Origin of the sequence: Microbacterium sp. OR21 (assembly GCF_047306785.1) — a bacterium.
In the GTDB taxonomy this organism is placed as follows: Bacteria; Actinomycetota; Actinomycetes; order Actinomycetales; family Microbacteriaceae; genus Microbacterium; species Microbacterium esteraromaticum_E.
The window spans coordinates 356,729-370,154 of sequence record NZ_JAZEXJ010000003.1 but is presented as its reverse complement, the minus strand read 5'-3'; the positions used below and the strand labels follow the sequence as shown (position 1 = coordinate 370,154).

General features: G+C 70.1%; 14 protein-coding genes and 1 tRNA gene. 3 read left to right on the top strand and 12 right to left on the bottom strand.

The window, feature by feature from the left end:
* Nucleotides 1–56: 56 nt before the first annotated feature.
* The 6 genes from tatA to V2S04_RS10345 are packed head-to-tail and all read right to left on the bottom strand — an operon-like array spanning nucleotide 57 to nucleotide 4,916.
* A complete protein-coding gene (tatA, locus tag V2S04_RS10370) occupies nucleotides 57–290 on the bottom strand; it encodes a Sec-independent protein translocase subunit TatA (RefSeq protein WP_099195615.1) in 234 nt (77 codons plus the stop codon).
* 26 nt (nucleotides 291–316) lie between these two features.
* A complete protein-coding gene (locus tag V2S04_RS10365) occupies nucleotides 317–1,312 on the bottom strand; it encodes a helix-turn-helix transcriptional regulator (RefSeq protein ID WP_413638411.1) in 996 nt (331 codons plus the stop codon).
* Nucleotides 1,309–2,247 carry a helix-turn-helix transcriptional regulator gene (locus tag V2S04_RS10360; protein ID WP_413638768.1) on the bottom strand — a complete coding sequence of 313 codons (939 nt, stop codon included), beginning with the start codon at nucleotides 2,245–2,247 and terminating at the stop codon, nucleotides 1,309–1,311. Before V2S04_RS10360 ends, V2S04_RS10365 begins: the two co-directional genes overlap by 4 nt.
* Before the next feature lie 53 nt (nucleotides 2,248–2,300).
* On the bottom strand, nucleotides 2,301–3,212 hold the full coding sequence (locus tag V2S04_RS10355; protein WP_413638410.1) for a peptidylprolyl isomerase: 912 nt from the start codon (nucleotides 3,210–3,212) through the stop codon (nucleotides 2,301–2,303).
* Between the two features lie 10 nt (nucleotides 3,213–3,222).
* Nucleotides 3,223–4,233 (bottom strand): tRNA (adenine-N1)-methyltransferase, encoded by a 1,011-nt coding sequence (locus tag V2S04_RS10350; RefSeq protein WP_099195612.1) that lies wholly within the window; start codon nucleotides 4,231–4,233, stop codon nucleotides 3,223–3,225.
* On the bottom strand, nucleotides 4,230–4,916 hold the full coding sequence (locus V2S04_RS10345) for an HAD family hydrolase (protein ID WP_413638409.1): 687 nt from the start codon (nucleotides 4,914–4,916) through the stop codon (nucleotides 4,230–4,232). Before V2S04_RS10345 ends, V2S04_RS10350 begins: the two co-directional genes overlap by 4 nt.
* Before the next feature lie 77 nt (nucleotides 4,917–4,993).
* On the opposite strand from V2S04_RS10345, the gene V2S04_RS10340 reads away from it, so the two are divergent.
* Nucleotides 4,994–5,839 carry a PAC2 family protein gene (locus V2S04_RS10340; RefSeq protein WP_413638408.1) on the top strand — a complete coding sequence of 282 codons (846 nt, stop codon included), beginning with the start codon at nucleotides 4,994–4,996 and terminating at the stop codon, nucleotides 5,837–5,839.
* A gap of 22 nt (nucleotides 5,840–5,861) precedes the next feature.
* On the opposite strand, the gene V2S04_RS10335 is transcribed toward V2S04_RS10340, so the two are convergent.
* Both V2S04_RS10335 and V2S04_RS10330 read right to left on the bottom strand, forming a co-directional pair.
* Nucleotides 5,862–6,692, bottom strand: a complete 831-nt coding sequence (locus V2S04_RS10335) for an undecaprenyl-diphosphate phosphatase (protein ID WP_413638407.1) — start codon at nucleotides 6,690–6,692, stop codon at nucleotides 5,862–5,864.
* Nucleotides 6,693–6,742: 50 nt separating this feature from the next.
* The gene (locus tag V2S04_RS10330; RefSeq protein WP_413638406.1) at nucleotides 6,743–8,038 is read right to left on the bottom strand and encodes a M20/M25/M40 family metallo-hydrolase; all 1,296 of its coding nucleotides are present in this window, start codon (nucleotides 8,036–8,038) and stop codon (nucleotides 6,743–6,745) included.
* A 111-nt stretch (nucleotides 8,039–8,149) separates the two neighbouring features.
* Between V2S04_RS10330 and V2S04_RS10325 the strand changes: the two genes are divergently transcribed.
* A tRNA-Leu gene (locus V2S04_RS10325) sits at nucleotides 8,150–8,234 on the top strand.
* Between the two features lie 42 nt (nucleotides 8,235–8,276).
* Here V2S04_RS10325 and V2S04_RS10320 read toward each other — a convergent pair.
* From V2S04_RS10320 to V2S04_RS10305, 4 genes are all read right to left on the bottom strand, one after another.
* Nucleotides 8,277–8,999, bottom strand: a complete 723-nt coding sequence (locus V2S04_RS10320; protein ID WP_413638405.1) for a glycosyltransferase family A protein — start codon at nucleotides 8,997–8,999, stop codon at nucleotides 8,277–8,279.
* A gap of 6 nt (nucleotides 9,000–9,005) precedes the next feature.
* The gene (locus V2S04_RS10315; protein ID WP_099196487.1) at nucleotides 9,006–9,461 is read right to left on the bottom strand and encodes an SRPBCC family protein; all 456 of its coding nucleotides are present in this window, start codon (nucleotides 9,459–9,461) and stop codon (nucleotides 9,006–9,008) included.
* A 92-nt stretch (nucleotides 9,462–9,553) separates the two neighbouring features.
* Entirely contained in the window at nucleotides 9,554–10,639 is a 1,086-nt protein-coding gene (locus tag V2S04_RS10310) for a VIT1/CCC1 transporter family protein (protein WP_413638404.1), read from the bottom strand.
* Between the two features lie 102 nt (nucleotides 10,640–10,741).
* Entirely contained in the window at nucleotides 10,742–12,484 is a 1,743-nt protein-coding gene (locus V2S04_RS10305; protein ID WP_413638403.1) for a DEAD/DEAH box helicase, read from the bottom strand.
* A gap of 104 nt (nucleotides 12,485–12,588) precedes the next feature.
* Here V2S04_RS10305 and V2S04_RS10300 point away from each other — a divergent pair, with 104 nt between their 5' ends.
* On the top strand, nucleotides 12,589–13,416 hold the full coding sequence (locus V2S04_RS10300) for an SGNH/GDSL hydrolase family protein (RefSeq protein WP_413638402.1): 828 nt from the start codon (nucleotides 12,589–12,591) through the stop codon (nucleotides 13,414–13,416).
* Nucleotides 13,417–13,426: the final 10 nt, after the last annotated feature.

Sequence of the window (13,426 nt, the reverse complement as noted above, 5' to 3'; positions counted from 1 at the left end):
TTCACCGCGTGGCCGGCTGTCCTTCGCGGCGTGGGAATCTACCGCAGCCACGTCGATCAGACTGTGCGATCAGGGCCGGCGGGCGCGTCCGGGTCGACGTCGCTCACGGCATCCTTCTTCTTGGTCGTGTCGGCGGCGTCCTCTTCGCGCATGGCCTTCATCTCGCCCTTGAAGACGCGAGCCGACTGACCCATGCTCTTCGCCAGCGCCGGCAGCTTCGCCGCACCGAAGAGAAGAAGGATGACGACGAGAAGGATAACCAGGTGCCATCCGTTGAGGCCAGCGAACATGTGGAGCTCCTAAATCGTTGGTGCGATCAGTCTAGCCCGACTGATCTCGGGCCCGGTGTCTTGTAGAGGTCCAGTCCGGCAGACGCCCAGTCATGCGTCGTCGCCCGCGCCAGAGGCGGATCGAGAACCTCCAGCGCTCCCCCGAAGCGGCCGGCGACGCGCTTGATGCCCCGCGGATCTGCCATGCGGATGCGCAGGGTGACCAGACCGCCGCCGCGCGCCAGCTCCTCCTGCGGGAACGAGCCGATCAGCGGTGCGAGCCGCTCGGGGATGCGCACCGTGACCTCGCCCTCGGGACCGTCGCCGGCGCCGAACTCGGCGGGCACAGCGCTGTCGGCGTGGGTGATCGGGATGTCGGTCAGTCGGGCGTCGCTGACACGGTCGAGATGGAACGTGCGCATGGCCGTGCGCAGATGACACCAGCCCTGCAGATACCACTGGCCGTTGTCGATCCGGATCTGGGCGGGATCGACGGTGCGGGTGGTCGGCAGCGCGTCGGGCGCCTGGTAGCGGAACGAGACGGCGACGCCGTCTCGCAGGGCCTGGGAGATCACGCGCTGCACTTCGGTGACCGCCGCAGGTGCCACGATCAGGTCGGGTGGCGCGTCGGCCGAACCGCGCGAGAGCTTGGCCATCAGGCCGCTCACCAGGCCGGACTCCGCGACGGCGGGCACCGAGGCGACCATCTGCAGTCCGGCCAGCAGCGCGGCGGCCTCGCGTGCGGTGAGCCGCGGCACGCGACGCAGCGCGACATCGTTGGTGATCTCGATGATGTCATGCTCGTCGAGCAGATCCCAGTCGATGTCGAACATCTCCTGCGGCAGCTGCCAGTAACCGGAGTCGCCGGGCAGACCGATGACGGTGAGCTTTTCGACCATCCCCCGCAGCGCCTCCGGTGTGACGCCGAAGTCCGCTGCGGCCTCATCGAGGGTCACCTGGCCGCGCTCGAGCAGATAAGGCACGAGCGTCAGGTACAGACGTACCCGATCGGCCGCCAGCAGCGGTGCGCCCGACGCGGTCATGAGTCGCTCCCCTCTGCGGCGTGGTGGTCGGCGATCGACCGCAGCCGCTCGATCACCGCATCCCGCAGGTCGTCGGGGGCCACCACCCGCACCTCGGGGCCGTAGGAGGCGAGCTCGTCGGCGAAGATGTGCCGGTCGACGTAGCCGACGGCGATGCCCTGCGCGCGCGGAGTCGCCCGCCGTCCCAGACGGAGGGCCGCCTCGGTGCCCGGGGTGACCTCGAGCACCGCCTTCTGCGCGGCGGCGACCTGCTCGAGCCCGGCGAGTGCGCGTTCCGCGGCCCCGGCGCGAAGCGCGACGTCGAAGGTCTGCGACGTCACTTTCACGTCGGAGACGATGCGGCTGAGCAGGAAGGTGCGCTCCGCATCCGCGTCGATGTCGACGCCGAACAGGTGCCAGCGCGCCTCGTACTCGACCTGCGCGAGCGGACGGACACGGCGGCGCGTGGGCGCCTTCTCGCCCGGCTTGAGGTACTCGAAGACGACCACCCGGTTGCGCTCGATGCCCTCCTGCAGAGCGGGGAATGCGGCGTCGTGCGCTGCGATCCGCGGCGCGAAGCCGATGATCGGCTCGTCGCCGTCGATGCCGAGGGCGCGGATCTTGCGCACGCCCGACCGCGCATCGAGCGAGACGGATTCGGTGCTCCACACGCTGCCCGCCAGGCGCAGCACCGCGAGCTCGGCCGGCGTGAACTCGATGTCTGCGGGCAGGTCGTACTCGGCCTGCGGAATCCGGTACCGGGCCTCGCGCAGGTCGTGCGGGTCGGTGGGATCGCCGATCGTCTCGATCGGCACGCCGAGCGAGCGCAGCTCGTCCTTGTCGCGCTCGAACATCTTCTCGAGCGCGTCGGTCTTCGCTCCGGCATCGACCCGCTGACGGTAGCCCGAGACGTTCTCGATGATCTGCTGCTTGGTGAGCCCGATCTCCGTGGCCATCAGCGCCACGACGAGATTCGTCAGGCGCTCCTCGGCCGGGATGCGGGCGGGCGTCACTGCGCCACCAGCTCCGCGGGGATGACTCCGAGCACGTCGACGACGTACACGGTTGCGTCGTCGCCGGACTCGGACGGCACGACGACCATCAGCTGGGAGCCGACCCGTGCCTCGGAGACCGCGTCTGCGACCTCGGCGGGCAGGCCGTCGGTGCCCGTGAGCGTGCCGTCCCACGTCGTCTGCTCGACGCTGCGGCTCGACCAGCCGACCGACGTCGAGCGGATGAGGGCGGTTCCGTCGCCGACCTTCTCGTGCTCGCCCTGCAGCAGCGTCTCGGTGACCGTCTTCTTCGGAGCGGCGACGTCGGGGATGATCACACCGGGGCGCCCGTCGGGCGCCCGCACCACGGAGGGCAGACCGGGCGCGTCGTTGAAGACGGGCTCGCCGTCGGCCTTGGCCAGAGCGGTGTAGCGCACGTCGTACACCGCGAGCAGGCTCTCGTCGGTGTCGAGTCCGATCTGCGGGGCGACGCCCTCGGGGAGGTCGGATGCCGGGATGGCGACGACGATCCGGCTGCCTTCGGTCGCGCACTCCAGCGCCTGATCGATGCCGGGCAGCTCGGCGGCGGCCGACTCGGGGCTCCACAGCTTCAGCTGCGCGTCGATCGCCTCGCCGGTCGTGCCGTTCACGAGCACCCGGGCGAGGATCGCCTCCTGGCTGCCTGTGGTGATCGCACGACCGTCGCCGGTGATGAGATCGGCGTAGGCCACATGCCCGGAGTGCACCGGCGTCTGCACCGTCACGCGCGGAGAGCCGAACTCACCGCTCACCTTCACCGAGGTCTCCAGCGCCGCGGAGCTGTCGCGGTCGCATGCGGCTCCGTCGAAGGTCGGCGTCGCGGCCGAGCAGCCGGTCAGGACGATGGTCGAGAGGGCGAGGGCCGAGAAGGCAGCGGTCGTTTTACGCACGCGCCCCAGTCTATTGCGATGCCTGCTCGCCCTCGCGCGACGCGGTCGCGATCCGCGCACCGCCCGCCGCCTTCTGCGCCTCGCGCACGCGCTTGCGGAGGTTCTTGTCGGTGATCTGCCGATCACCGACCGCTCCCGGTGTCCACAGCTCGACGTCCTCGTCGCCGTAGCTCGACTTCGACGCGCGACGGCGCACCTCGGGCGGCACGGCACCGGGCGCCAGACGGCGCGCGGTGAGCAGGAAGCCGGTGTGGGCGACCATGCGGTGGTCCGGCCGCACGGCGAGTCCTTCGACGTGCCAGCCCCGCACCATGGTCTCGGAGGCATCCGGTTCGGTGAACAGCCCCGTGTTGCGGATGTACTCGGCCACCCGCGACAGCTGCGTGGCAGTGGCGATGTAGCAGATCACGACTCCACCCGGCGTGAGTGCCTCCGCCACCGCGTCCATGCACTCCCAGGGGGCGAGCATGTCGAGCACGACGCGATCGACCGTGCCCGGCTGGTGCTGAGCGCCGAGCTGCTCGGCGAGGTCGCCGACGACGACCTCCCAGGTCTCGGGGGTCTCGCCGAAGAAGGTCTCGACGTTCGCCTTCGCGACCTCGGCGAAGTCCTCGCGTCGTTCGAACGAGGTGAGGCTGCCGTCGGGACCGATCGCACGCAGCAGCGCGAGCGACAGGGCTCCGGAGCCGACGCCCGCCTCGACGACCACCGCGCCGGGGAAGATGTCGGCCTGCATCACGATCTGCGCCGCGTCCTTCGGGTACACGATGGCCGCACCTCTCGGCATCGACATCGCGAAGTCACGCAGCAGCGGGCGAAGGGCGAGGTAGTCGTGCCCGGAGCTGTTCGTCGCGACCGAGCCGTCGGGCTGCCCGATCAGATCGGCGTGCCGCAGCACCCCGTGGTGCGTGTGCAGCTCGCCGTCGGCGCGCAGCGTGATCGTGTGCAGCCGGCCCTTCGGGCCGGTGAGCTGGACGCGGTCTCCCTCACGGAAGGGACCACTCGGGCGCGCGGCGCTCATCGTGCGCCCTCCTTCGCGAAACGGGCGTGCAGGTCGATGATGTCGGCGGTGGTCCGACCCTCGAGGGTCGGCCACAGCGCGTCCGCGCCGAAGCCGTCGAGCGGAACCAGGTTGGGGACGCCCAGCGTCACCGCTCCGGACGCCGCGCCGGAGGTCACCCCGGGAGGCGAATCCTCGATGACGACGGCGTCGGCGATGTCGATGCCCAGCTGCGCGGCCGCGGTGAGATACGGATCGGGGAACGGCTTGGGGCGCTCGACCTCGTCGCCGGCGACCACGAGGTCGAAGGCGTGGAAGTCGATCCGCTCGACCACCGCGAGAGCCATCCGGCGCAGCGACATGGTCACCAGAGCGGTGCGGACGCCCTGTTCCCGAAGGTCGGCGAGCAGCTCGCGCGCCCCGGGTCGGAACGGCACGCCCTGCGTACGGAGGCGCTCGGCCACGCGGTCGGTCATCAGATCGACGATGTCGGACGGTTCGAGGTCGACGCCCGCCTGCTGCAGGACGAGGGCGCTGTCGAGCAGATTGCTGCCGATCAGCTGCGTGGCGTCATCATGGGTCCAGCGGCCGCCGTACGACTCCACCAGCTCGGTCTCGACCGACATCCAGTACGGCTCGGTGTTGACGAGGGTTCCGTCCATGTCCCACAGGACCGCGCGCGGCTTTCTGCTCATTGCACCCATGCTAGCCGGGTCGCCGCCCCGGGCCCGGCGGTGAGGTCTAGCCTGGAGGGAGAACCTCGGCTCCCGGAAGGAGAGGGATGGACGTCCTCGGCTCTCGCATCATCGTCGCCGCGTTCGACGGCTGGAACGATGCCGGCGAGGCGGCGAGCGGTGCCATCGCCGCCCTGCGCGCGGCCGGCGAGTACGAGCAGGTGCACGCGGTCGACCCCGAGCTGTACTTCGACTACCAGTACACCCGTCCCTCGACCCGGCTCACCGCCGAGGGGCGCCGGGAGCTGCGCTGGCCGGACGCGACGCTGTGGCGTCCCACCCGTCCGGTCGCAGAGGGGCCCGAGCTGTGGCTGCTCACCGGCTCGGAGCCGGCACGTGCCTGGCAGGCGTTCGTGAACGAGTTCGTCGATGTCGCCCTGCGCGACGACATCACCGGCCTGGTCACGATCGGCGCGATGCTCTCGGACGTGCCACACACCCGGCCGATCTCGGTGTTCGCCTCGAGTCAGGACGATCGGGTGCGGGAACTGCACGGTCTGGACAAGTCGACCTACGAGGGCCCGGTGGGCATCCTGAGCGTCTTCGACCAGTTCTTCAGTCAGGCGGAGATCCCGACGGCGAGCCTCTGGGCGAGCGTGCCGCACTACGTCGCGACGGCTTCGCCCTCGCCGAAGGCGACGCTCGCGCTTCTCGATCGCCTCGAGGAGCTCACCGGTGTGGGCCCCGCGAGGGAGCATCTGCGCACCGAGGCGGCGGCGTGGGAGGCCTCGATCGATGCCGCGGCCGCCGAGGACGAGGACATGGCTGAGTACATCCGCCAGCTCGAGCGCACGCGCGACACGTGGGACTCCCCCGACGCGTCAGGGGATGCCATCGCGCAGGCGTTCGAGCGCTACCTGCGTCGCCGCGGCGACGGACCGGACAAGCGCTGACCGCGCGGACGACGCTGAGAGCTCAGATGGCGGGGACGACGCCGGTCATCAGCAGGACGATGATGACCGCGCCCAGCAGCACGCGGTAGATCACGAACGGCAGGAAGCTGCGCTTGGAGATCCAGTTCATGAAGAACGCGATCACTCCCAGCGCGACGACGAACGCCACACCGGTCGCGGCGAGGGTCTCACCGAGTCCGAAGTGCTGGTTCGCGTCGCCGCCGTGCTTGATCAGCTGGTAGAAGCCGCTGCCGAACACGGCGGGGATCGCGAGCAGGAAGGCGTAGCGCGCAGCGGCGGCCCGCTCGTACCCGAGGAACAGCCCCATCGTGATCGTGCCCCCCGAGCGCGAGACGCCCGGGACGAGCGCGAGCGCCTGAGCCACACCGAACGCGGCGCCGTGACCGTAGGTGAGCTGGTCGAGCCTGCGGCGCTTCGCGCCGACGTGGTCGGCGATGCCCAGCAGCACGCCGAAGACGATCAGCATGACGGCGACGATCCACAGCGACCGGAACACCGTCTCGATCGAGTCCTGGAACAGCAGCCCGAGCACGACGATGGGGATGCTGCCGAGGATGATCAGCCAGCCCATGCGCGCGTCGGGATCGTTGCGCGGCGCTTTGCCGGTGAGAGATCGGAACCACTGCGCGATGATGCGCGTGATGTCCCGCCAGAAGAACACGACGACGGCGGCCTCGGTGCCGATCTGCGTGATCGCCGTGAATGCGGCTCCCGGGTCCTCCCCCGACGGCAGGAACGTGCCGACGATGCGCAGGTGGGCGCTGGAGGAGATGGGCAGGAACTCGGTGAGTCCCTGCACGATGCCGAGGATGAGCGCTTCGAGCAGGTTCATGCGTCGCTTTCTGACCAGGGGTTCGTGGGCGTGGCGCGAGCGGATGCCGATCAGCAGCTGCGCAGCAGATCGGCCAGCACGCGCTGGCCGAAGACAAGCGATTCTACGGGCACGCGCTCGTCGACCCCGTGGAACATCCCGGTGAAGTCGAGATCGGCCGGCAGGCGCAGCGGAGCGAACCCGTAGCCGGTGATGCCGAGCGAGGCGAGCGCCTTGTTGTCGGTGCCCGCGCCGAGCAGGTACGGGATCACCGGCACGCCGGGGTCGTGCCGACCCAGGGCCGCGACCATGGCCTCGACGAGCTCGCCGGCGAACGGGGTCTCCATGCCGATGTCGCGGACGACCGTCTGAATCTCGATGTCGTCTCCGACGATGCGCTGCAGTTCGGCGAGCACGTCGTCCTCGGTGCCGGGGATCACCCGGACGTCGATGAGCGCTTCGGCGGTGCCGGGGATCACATTGTGCTTGTATCCGGCGGTCAGTGCGGTGGGGTTCGTCGTGGTGCGGAACGTGGAGCGCAGGAACGCCTCCGCAGGACCTGCGGCGGCGGCGAGGGCATCCGGGTCGTCGGTGGGACGACCGGTCACCTCGCTCAGACCGTCGAGCAGCGCCCGGGTCGTCGGCGTCAGCCGGATCGGCCAGCGGGTGCGGCCGACGGCCGCGACGGCCTCGGCGAGCCGGGTGACGGCGTTCTGCTCGTGGTACCGACTGCCGTGGCCGGCGCGGCCCGTGGCGACCAGACGCAGCCACAGCATCGCCTTCTCACCGACCTGCAGAAGGTAGGCGCGGTGATCGTCGACGGTGATCGAGTATCCTCCGACCTCGCTTATCGCCTCGGTGGCGCCCGCGAACCAGTCCGGCCGCTGCTGCACGACGAGGGCGGATCCCTCGACGCCGCCGTTCTCCTCATCGGCGAAGAAGGCGAGGATCAGATCGCGCTCGGGCTGCTCCCCTGCCCGCAGGATGTCGGCGACCGCGGTGAGGATCATCGCGTTCATGTTCTTCATGTCGACCGCGCCACGCCCCCAGAGCATGCCGTCGCGCACGACGCCCTCGAACGGATCGACGCTCCAGTCGGCGGCGACGGCCGGCACGACGTCGAGGTGTCCGTGCACGACCAGGGCCGGACGCTCGGGGTCGCGGCCGCGCACTCGGGCCGAGACGTTGGTGCGTCGATCGATCGGCTCGAAGTACTCCACCTCGAGGCCCAGCTCGCTCAGGTAGGCGCCGACGTACTCGGCCGCCTCGCGCTCGCCGTTCGCCCGGCCTCCCCCGTAGTTCGACGTGTCGATGCGGATCAGGTCGCGGGCGATGCGGACGACCTCGGGAAGCTCTGACTCGGGCATGCCCTCAGGCTATCCAACCCCGGTGCCACGCCCGGGCGTCGCGCTGGTTCGAACAGGCAAGCGGGGCGTGCTAGAGTCGATCTTCGTTCGGCAACGAACATTTCATCACCTGCGCGGGTGGCGGAATAGGTAGACGCGCTAGCTTGAGGTGCTAGTGCCCGAATAGGGCGTGGGGGTTCAAGTCCCCCCTCGCGCACGGACAGGCCCCGGATCCCAGGATCCGGGGCCTTCTTCGTTCTCAGCCCCGTGCACGCAGGCGCTTCCACCGGTACGGCGGAAAGTCCTCTGGCCAGTGCAGCCGGACAGTGCGGGTTCCCCGTCGCATGCGGCGGCCGAAGGCGCGTCCCGGCCACAGCGGGCGCATGGAGATCCCCATCCGCTGGCCCGCCATCCGCCCGATGCGGCCGATCGAGCCGAGGTGGAACGACAGGTCCAGGTCGTCGTGGGTCTCGGCGTCGTGCCGATGCACGTGCTCGCGCACGGCATGCCAGGCATCCGTCCGCATCGCCATGTTCGAGCCGAAGAGCGGCCGATGACCGAGCGCCGATCCTGTGGCGATCTCGTATGCACCGAGATAGATCAGGGCGGTCCAGCGCAGCGCCCGCGGCCCGTCGATGAATCGCGCACCGCCCGTCGCCGCGACGCACCTCGGAGAGCGCGAGAACCACGCTCCGGCATCCTCCACCCAGGTCGACGGCGGAACGCAGTCGGCGTCGAGACGCAGGATGAGATCGCCCGTCGCCGCGTCGTACCCGGCCGCCGCGGCGGCGGGGATGCCGACCTCCGGGCAGGACACCACCCGTGCCCCCGCCGACGCGGCGATCGCCGCCGACGCATCCGAGGATGCGTTGTCGACGACGATCACCTCGTCGGCCTGTCGCGTCTGCTCGCGCAATGCGGCGAGGCAGCGCGTCAGGAGCTCTGCGTCATCCCGCACCGGGATGACGACCGATATGTACAAGGAGACTCAGGCGTCGACGTCGCCGCGCCAGGCGCCGGTCTCGCCGCCACGACCTTCGATGAACTTCTTGAAGTTGTCGAGGTCCTTCTTGACGGCGTGGGAGCCCGCTCCCACCAGCGAGCCGAGCTTCTCGAGCAGACCCTGCGGGTCCCAGTCGATCTGAGCCGTGACGCGCGTCGTGTTCTCGTCGAGCTTGTGGAAGGTGACGACACCGGCGTGCTCGGTCTCGCCGCCGACGCTGCGCCAGGCGACGCGCTCGTCAGGGTGCTGCTCGGTGATCTCGGCGTCGAACTCGCGCTCGGCACCGCCCACGTTGACCACCCAGTGGTTGTGCGTGTCGTCGATCTGGGTGATCGAGACGACCTCGTCGAGGAAGTGCGGGAAGCTCTCGAACTGCGTCCACTGGTTGTAGGCGACGGTGACGGGAACGTTGACGTCGATGGTCTCGATGATCTGGGGCATCTTCAACTCCTCGGTTCTGGATGGAGATCCCAGTCAGCCGCACTGCGGCCGATCTCGGGAGGGGGTTGACGGCGGCGCGTGCCGGCATAAGGTCACACCGCACCGACGCCGAAGACGAGCCCGAGCACGTATGTGACCGCGGCGGCCCCTACGCCGATCGCGAGCTGGCGCAGCGCGCGCTTGAGCGGCGGTCCCCCCGAGAGGATCCCCACCATGGCTCCGGTGGCGAGCAGCGCGACGCCGACCAGCGCGAGCGCGACCACGATCGCCGTCGCGCCGCTGAGACCGAAGATCCACGGCAGCACCGGCACGATGGCGCCGGACGCGAAGAGCAGGAAGCTCGAGATCGCCGCGGCCCAGTCGCTTCCCACGACGTCATGCCCGGAGTGGATCCCGATCGGACCTGTCGCGTCTCGGCGGATGCCGGCACGCGCGGCCTCCACGACGCGCTGCGCGCGGGCGAGCGATTCGTCCTCGGCCATGCCGCGGGCACGGTAGACGAGGGCGAGCTCGTTGGCGTCGATGTCGAGATCGGCGGCCGCGGCGTCGGCCTCGCCGTTCTCCTCGGTCGATGCGAGCAGCTCGCGCTGGGAGCGGACCGAGACGAACTCCCCCGCTCCCATCGACAGCGCACCCGCCAGCAGACCGGCGATGCCGCTGAAGAGCACGAATCCGCCGCTGACCCCTGTCGCGCCGATGCCGAGGACGAGGGCGAGGTTGGAGACGAGCCCGTCGTTCGCCCCGAACACCGCGGCGCGGAACGAACCCGACAGGCGTCGGCGTCCGCGGGCCGCGAGACCGCGCACGACCTCGTGGTGCACCTTCTCGTCAGCGCGCATCGCGGGGGTGGCGAACTTCTCGGTGTCGTAGGGCGATCTCGCCTCGGCGTTCTGCGCCAGTGCGAGCACGAAGATCGAGCCGAAACGGGATGCCATCCAGCCGAGCATCCGCGAACGCAGTCCCGCCTTGGGCAGGCGCTGCGGCTCCGCGCCGAGCAGGTCGAGCCAGTGCTGCTCGTGACGCCGTTCCGCCTCGGCCAGCGACAGCAGGATCTGCCGCTCCTCCCCGTCGCGGCGGGCCGCGAGGTTGGCGTAGACGGCGCCTTCGGCGCGCTCCTCGACGAGGTATCGAGCCCACTGCCGGCGGTCGGCGGCGGTGGGCTGTGCGGGCGCGTTCATGCATCCTCCGTGCTGTGGGTGAACAGTCAACGGTATCGACGCGGAGCCGCGCAGACCGCGTCAGATCAACGATTGACAGGTTTTCGGATGCCCGAACCGCGCTCAGGTGCGCACGCGCTTGCGCAGCACATCGATCCTCGACTGCAGCTGCGTGACGGTCGCCTGCGCGACCGCGGGGCCGCCGCAGACGCGACGCAGCTCGGCGTGCACCGCTCCGTGCGGCTCGCCGCTCTGGCGCGCGTACAGCCCGACGAGGCTGTTCAGCAGCTGCCGCTGCTCACGCAGCGTACGGTGCAGCGGCGCGGGAAGGCTGGACTCCTGCTCGGGCGGTGCCGCAGCCTCCCGGGCCTGACGCAGCTTGCTCTGCCGCGCCTGGCGCTGCATGAGCAGGTCGTGCACGTGCTCCGGCTCGAGCAGCCCGGGCAGCCCGATGAACTCCTCCTCCTCGGGCGTGCCGGGCTCGGCGAGCTGACCGAAGTCCTTGCCGTCGAAGACCACCCGGTCGAAGTGGGCGAGGGATGAGATCGCCTGGTAGCTGAACTCCTGCGTCAGGGCATCCGATGCGTCATCCTCGCGATTCGCGCTCTCCAGCAGCGAGTCCTCGAGGCCGTCGTCGTCCTTGGTCTGCCGGTCGAGCGCATGGTCGCGCTGCTTCTCCATCTCGTTCGCCAGGGTCATCAGCACCGGGACGTTGGGCAGGAAGACGCTCGCGGCCTCACCGCGTCGGCGGGCTCTCACGAAACGGCCGATGGCCTGGGCGAAGAACAGCGGGGTCGATGATGAGGTGGCGTACACGCCGACCGCCAGGCGCGGCACATCGACGCCCTCCGACACCATGCGCACGGCGACCATCCACCGCCGGTCGTCGGCGCTGAACCTCTCGATCCGCTCGGAGGCCGCGGCGTCGTCGCTGAGCACGACGGTCGGCTGCTGTCCGGTGATGCTGTGCAGGATCTTCGCGTACGCGCGCGCCACGGTCTGGTCGGTGGCGAGCACCAGGCCGCCCGCATCGGGCACGTGGTGGCGGATCTCGGAGAGGCGACGGTCGGCGGCGCGCAGCACCGCCGGCATCCACTCCCCCTCCGGATCGAGCGCCGTGCGCCAAGCCTGCGAGGTGACGTCCTTCGTGTTGTCCTGACCGAGATGCGCCTCGAGCTCGTCGCCGGCGCTCGTGCGCCAGCGCATCTTGCCGGAGTACATGTGGAACAGGACGGGACGCACGACGCCGTCTTCGAGAGCTCGACCGTAGCCGTACGCATAATCGGTGCTCGACACGCGCGCGCCGGACTCGTCGGGAAGATACTCGACGAACGGGATGGGTGCCGTGTCGCTGCGGAAGGGCGTTCCGGAGAGCAGCAGACGGCGCTTGGCGGGCGCGTACGCGTCGCGGATCGCATCGCCCCAGCTCAGCGCGTCGCCGCCGTGATGCACCTCGTCGAGGATCACCAGCGTCTTGGCGTCTTCGGTGAGATGACGGTGCACCGACGACTTGGCCGCGACCTGCGCGTACGTCACGACCACGCCGTGGTACTGCCGGGACGGGGCCCAGTGGCTGTTGCGGAAGCGAGGGTCGAGGCGGATGTGCACCCGGGCCGCGGCGTCGGCCCACTGGGTCTTCAGGTGCTCGGTCGGAGCGACCACGATGACGCGGTTCACCTCACCCATCCGCAGCAGCTCGACCGCCAGCGTCAGGGCGAACGTGGTCTTTCCGGCGCCGGGGGTCGCGGCGACGAGAAAGTCGCGCTGATCGGCCTGGAAGTACTGATCCAGCGCCTCCCTCTGCCACGCCCGCAGCTTGTCTGCGGTACCCCAGGGGGCGCGCTGAGGGAAGGACGGAGAGAGCATCCCGTCTACGATAATCCAGCCCGCCGACAGTTCGCCTTGCGGCCCGGCGGTAGGCTCGGTGCCGTGTCGGGGCGATGCCCGGCACGGCTGCTGAAGGAGAGCCGATGGTCGATCAGGATTCGTCCCGCACCCCGTACGTCGCCAACGAGGGTCCGCACCCGTGGCGCCGGTTCGTCGCCGTCGGGGACTCGTTCACCGAGGGCATCGGCGATCCCGACGAGGCGGCCCCGGGCGGTCACCGGGGCTGGGCCGATCGGGTTGCCGAAGTGCTGTCGCAGAAGGTCGACGACTTCGCCTACGCCAACCTCGCCGTGCGCGGCAAGCTCATCGCCCAGATCGTGGCCGAGCAGATCCAGCCGGCCGTCGAGCTGAAGCCCGACCTCGTCTCGATCTGCGCCGGCGGCAACGATGTGATCCGCCCCCGGACCGACCCCGACGACATCGCCGCCCAGCTCGAGGGCGCCGTCGCCCGGCTGGCGTCCACGGGCGCCGCCGTCGTGCTGTTCACCGGCATAGACACGCATTTCACGCCGGTGTTCCGCGCCTTCCGCGGCAAGGTGGCGATCTACAACGAGAACGTGCGCGCGATCGCCGAGCGTCACGACTGCATCGTCGCCGACCAGTGGGCGCTGAAGGTCATCCAGGACAGCCGCTTCTTCGCCGACGACCGGCTGCACCTGAACCCGCTCGGCCACCACGAGGTCGCTCGCATGGTGCTGCGCGCGCTCAACGTGCCCAACGATCTGCAGGCCATGCAGCCCGACCCGATTCCGGTGCGCACCTGGCGCGAAGCGCGCACCGAGGACATCGGCTGGGCGCGCGAGCACTTCGTGCCCTGGGTGCTGCGGCGCCTGCGCCACCAGTCCTCGGGTGATCACATCGCGGCGAAGCGCCCCGACGCGATGCCGGTCCTCCGCACCGACGACGACTGAGCCGCGGGGT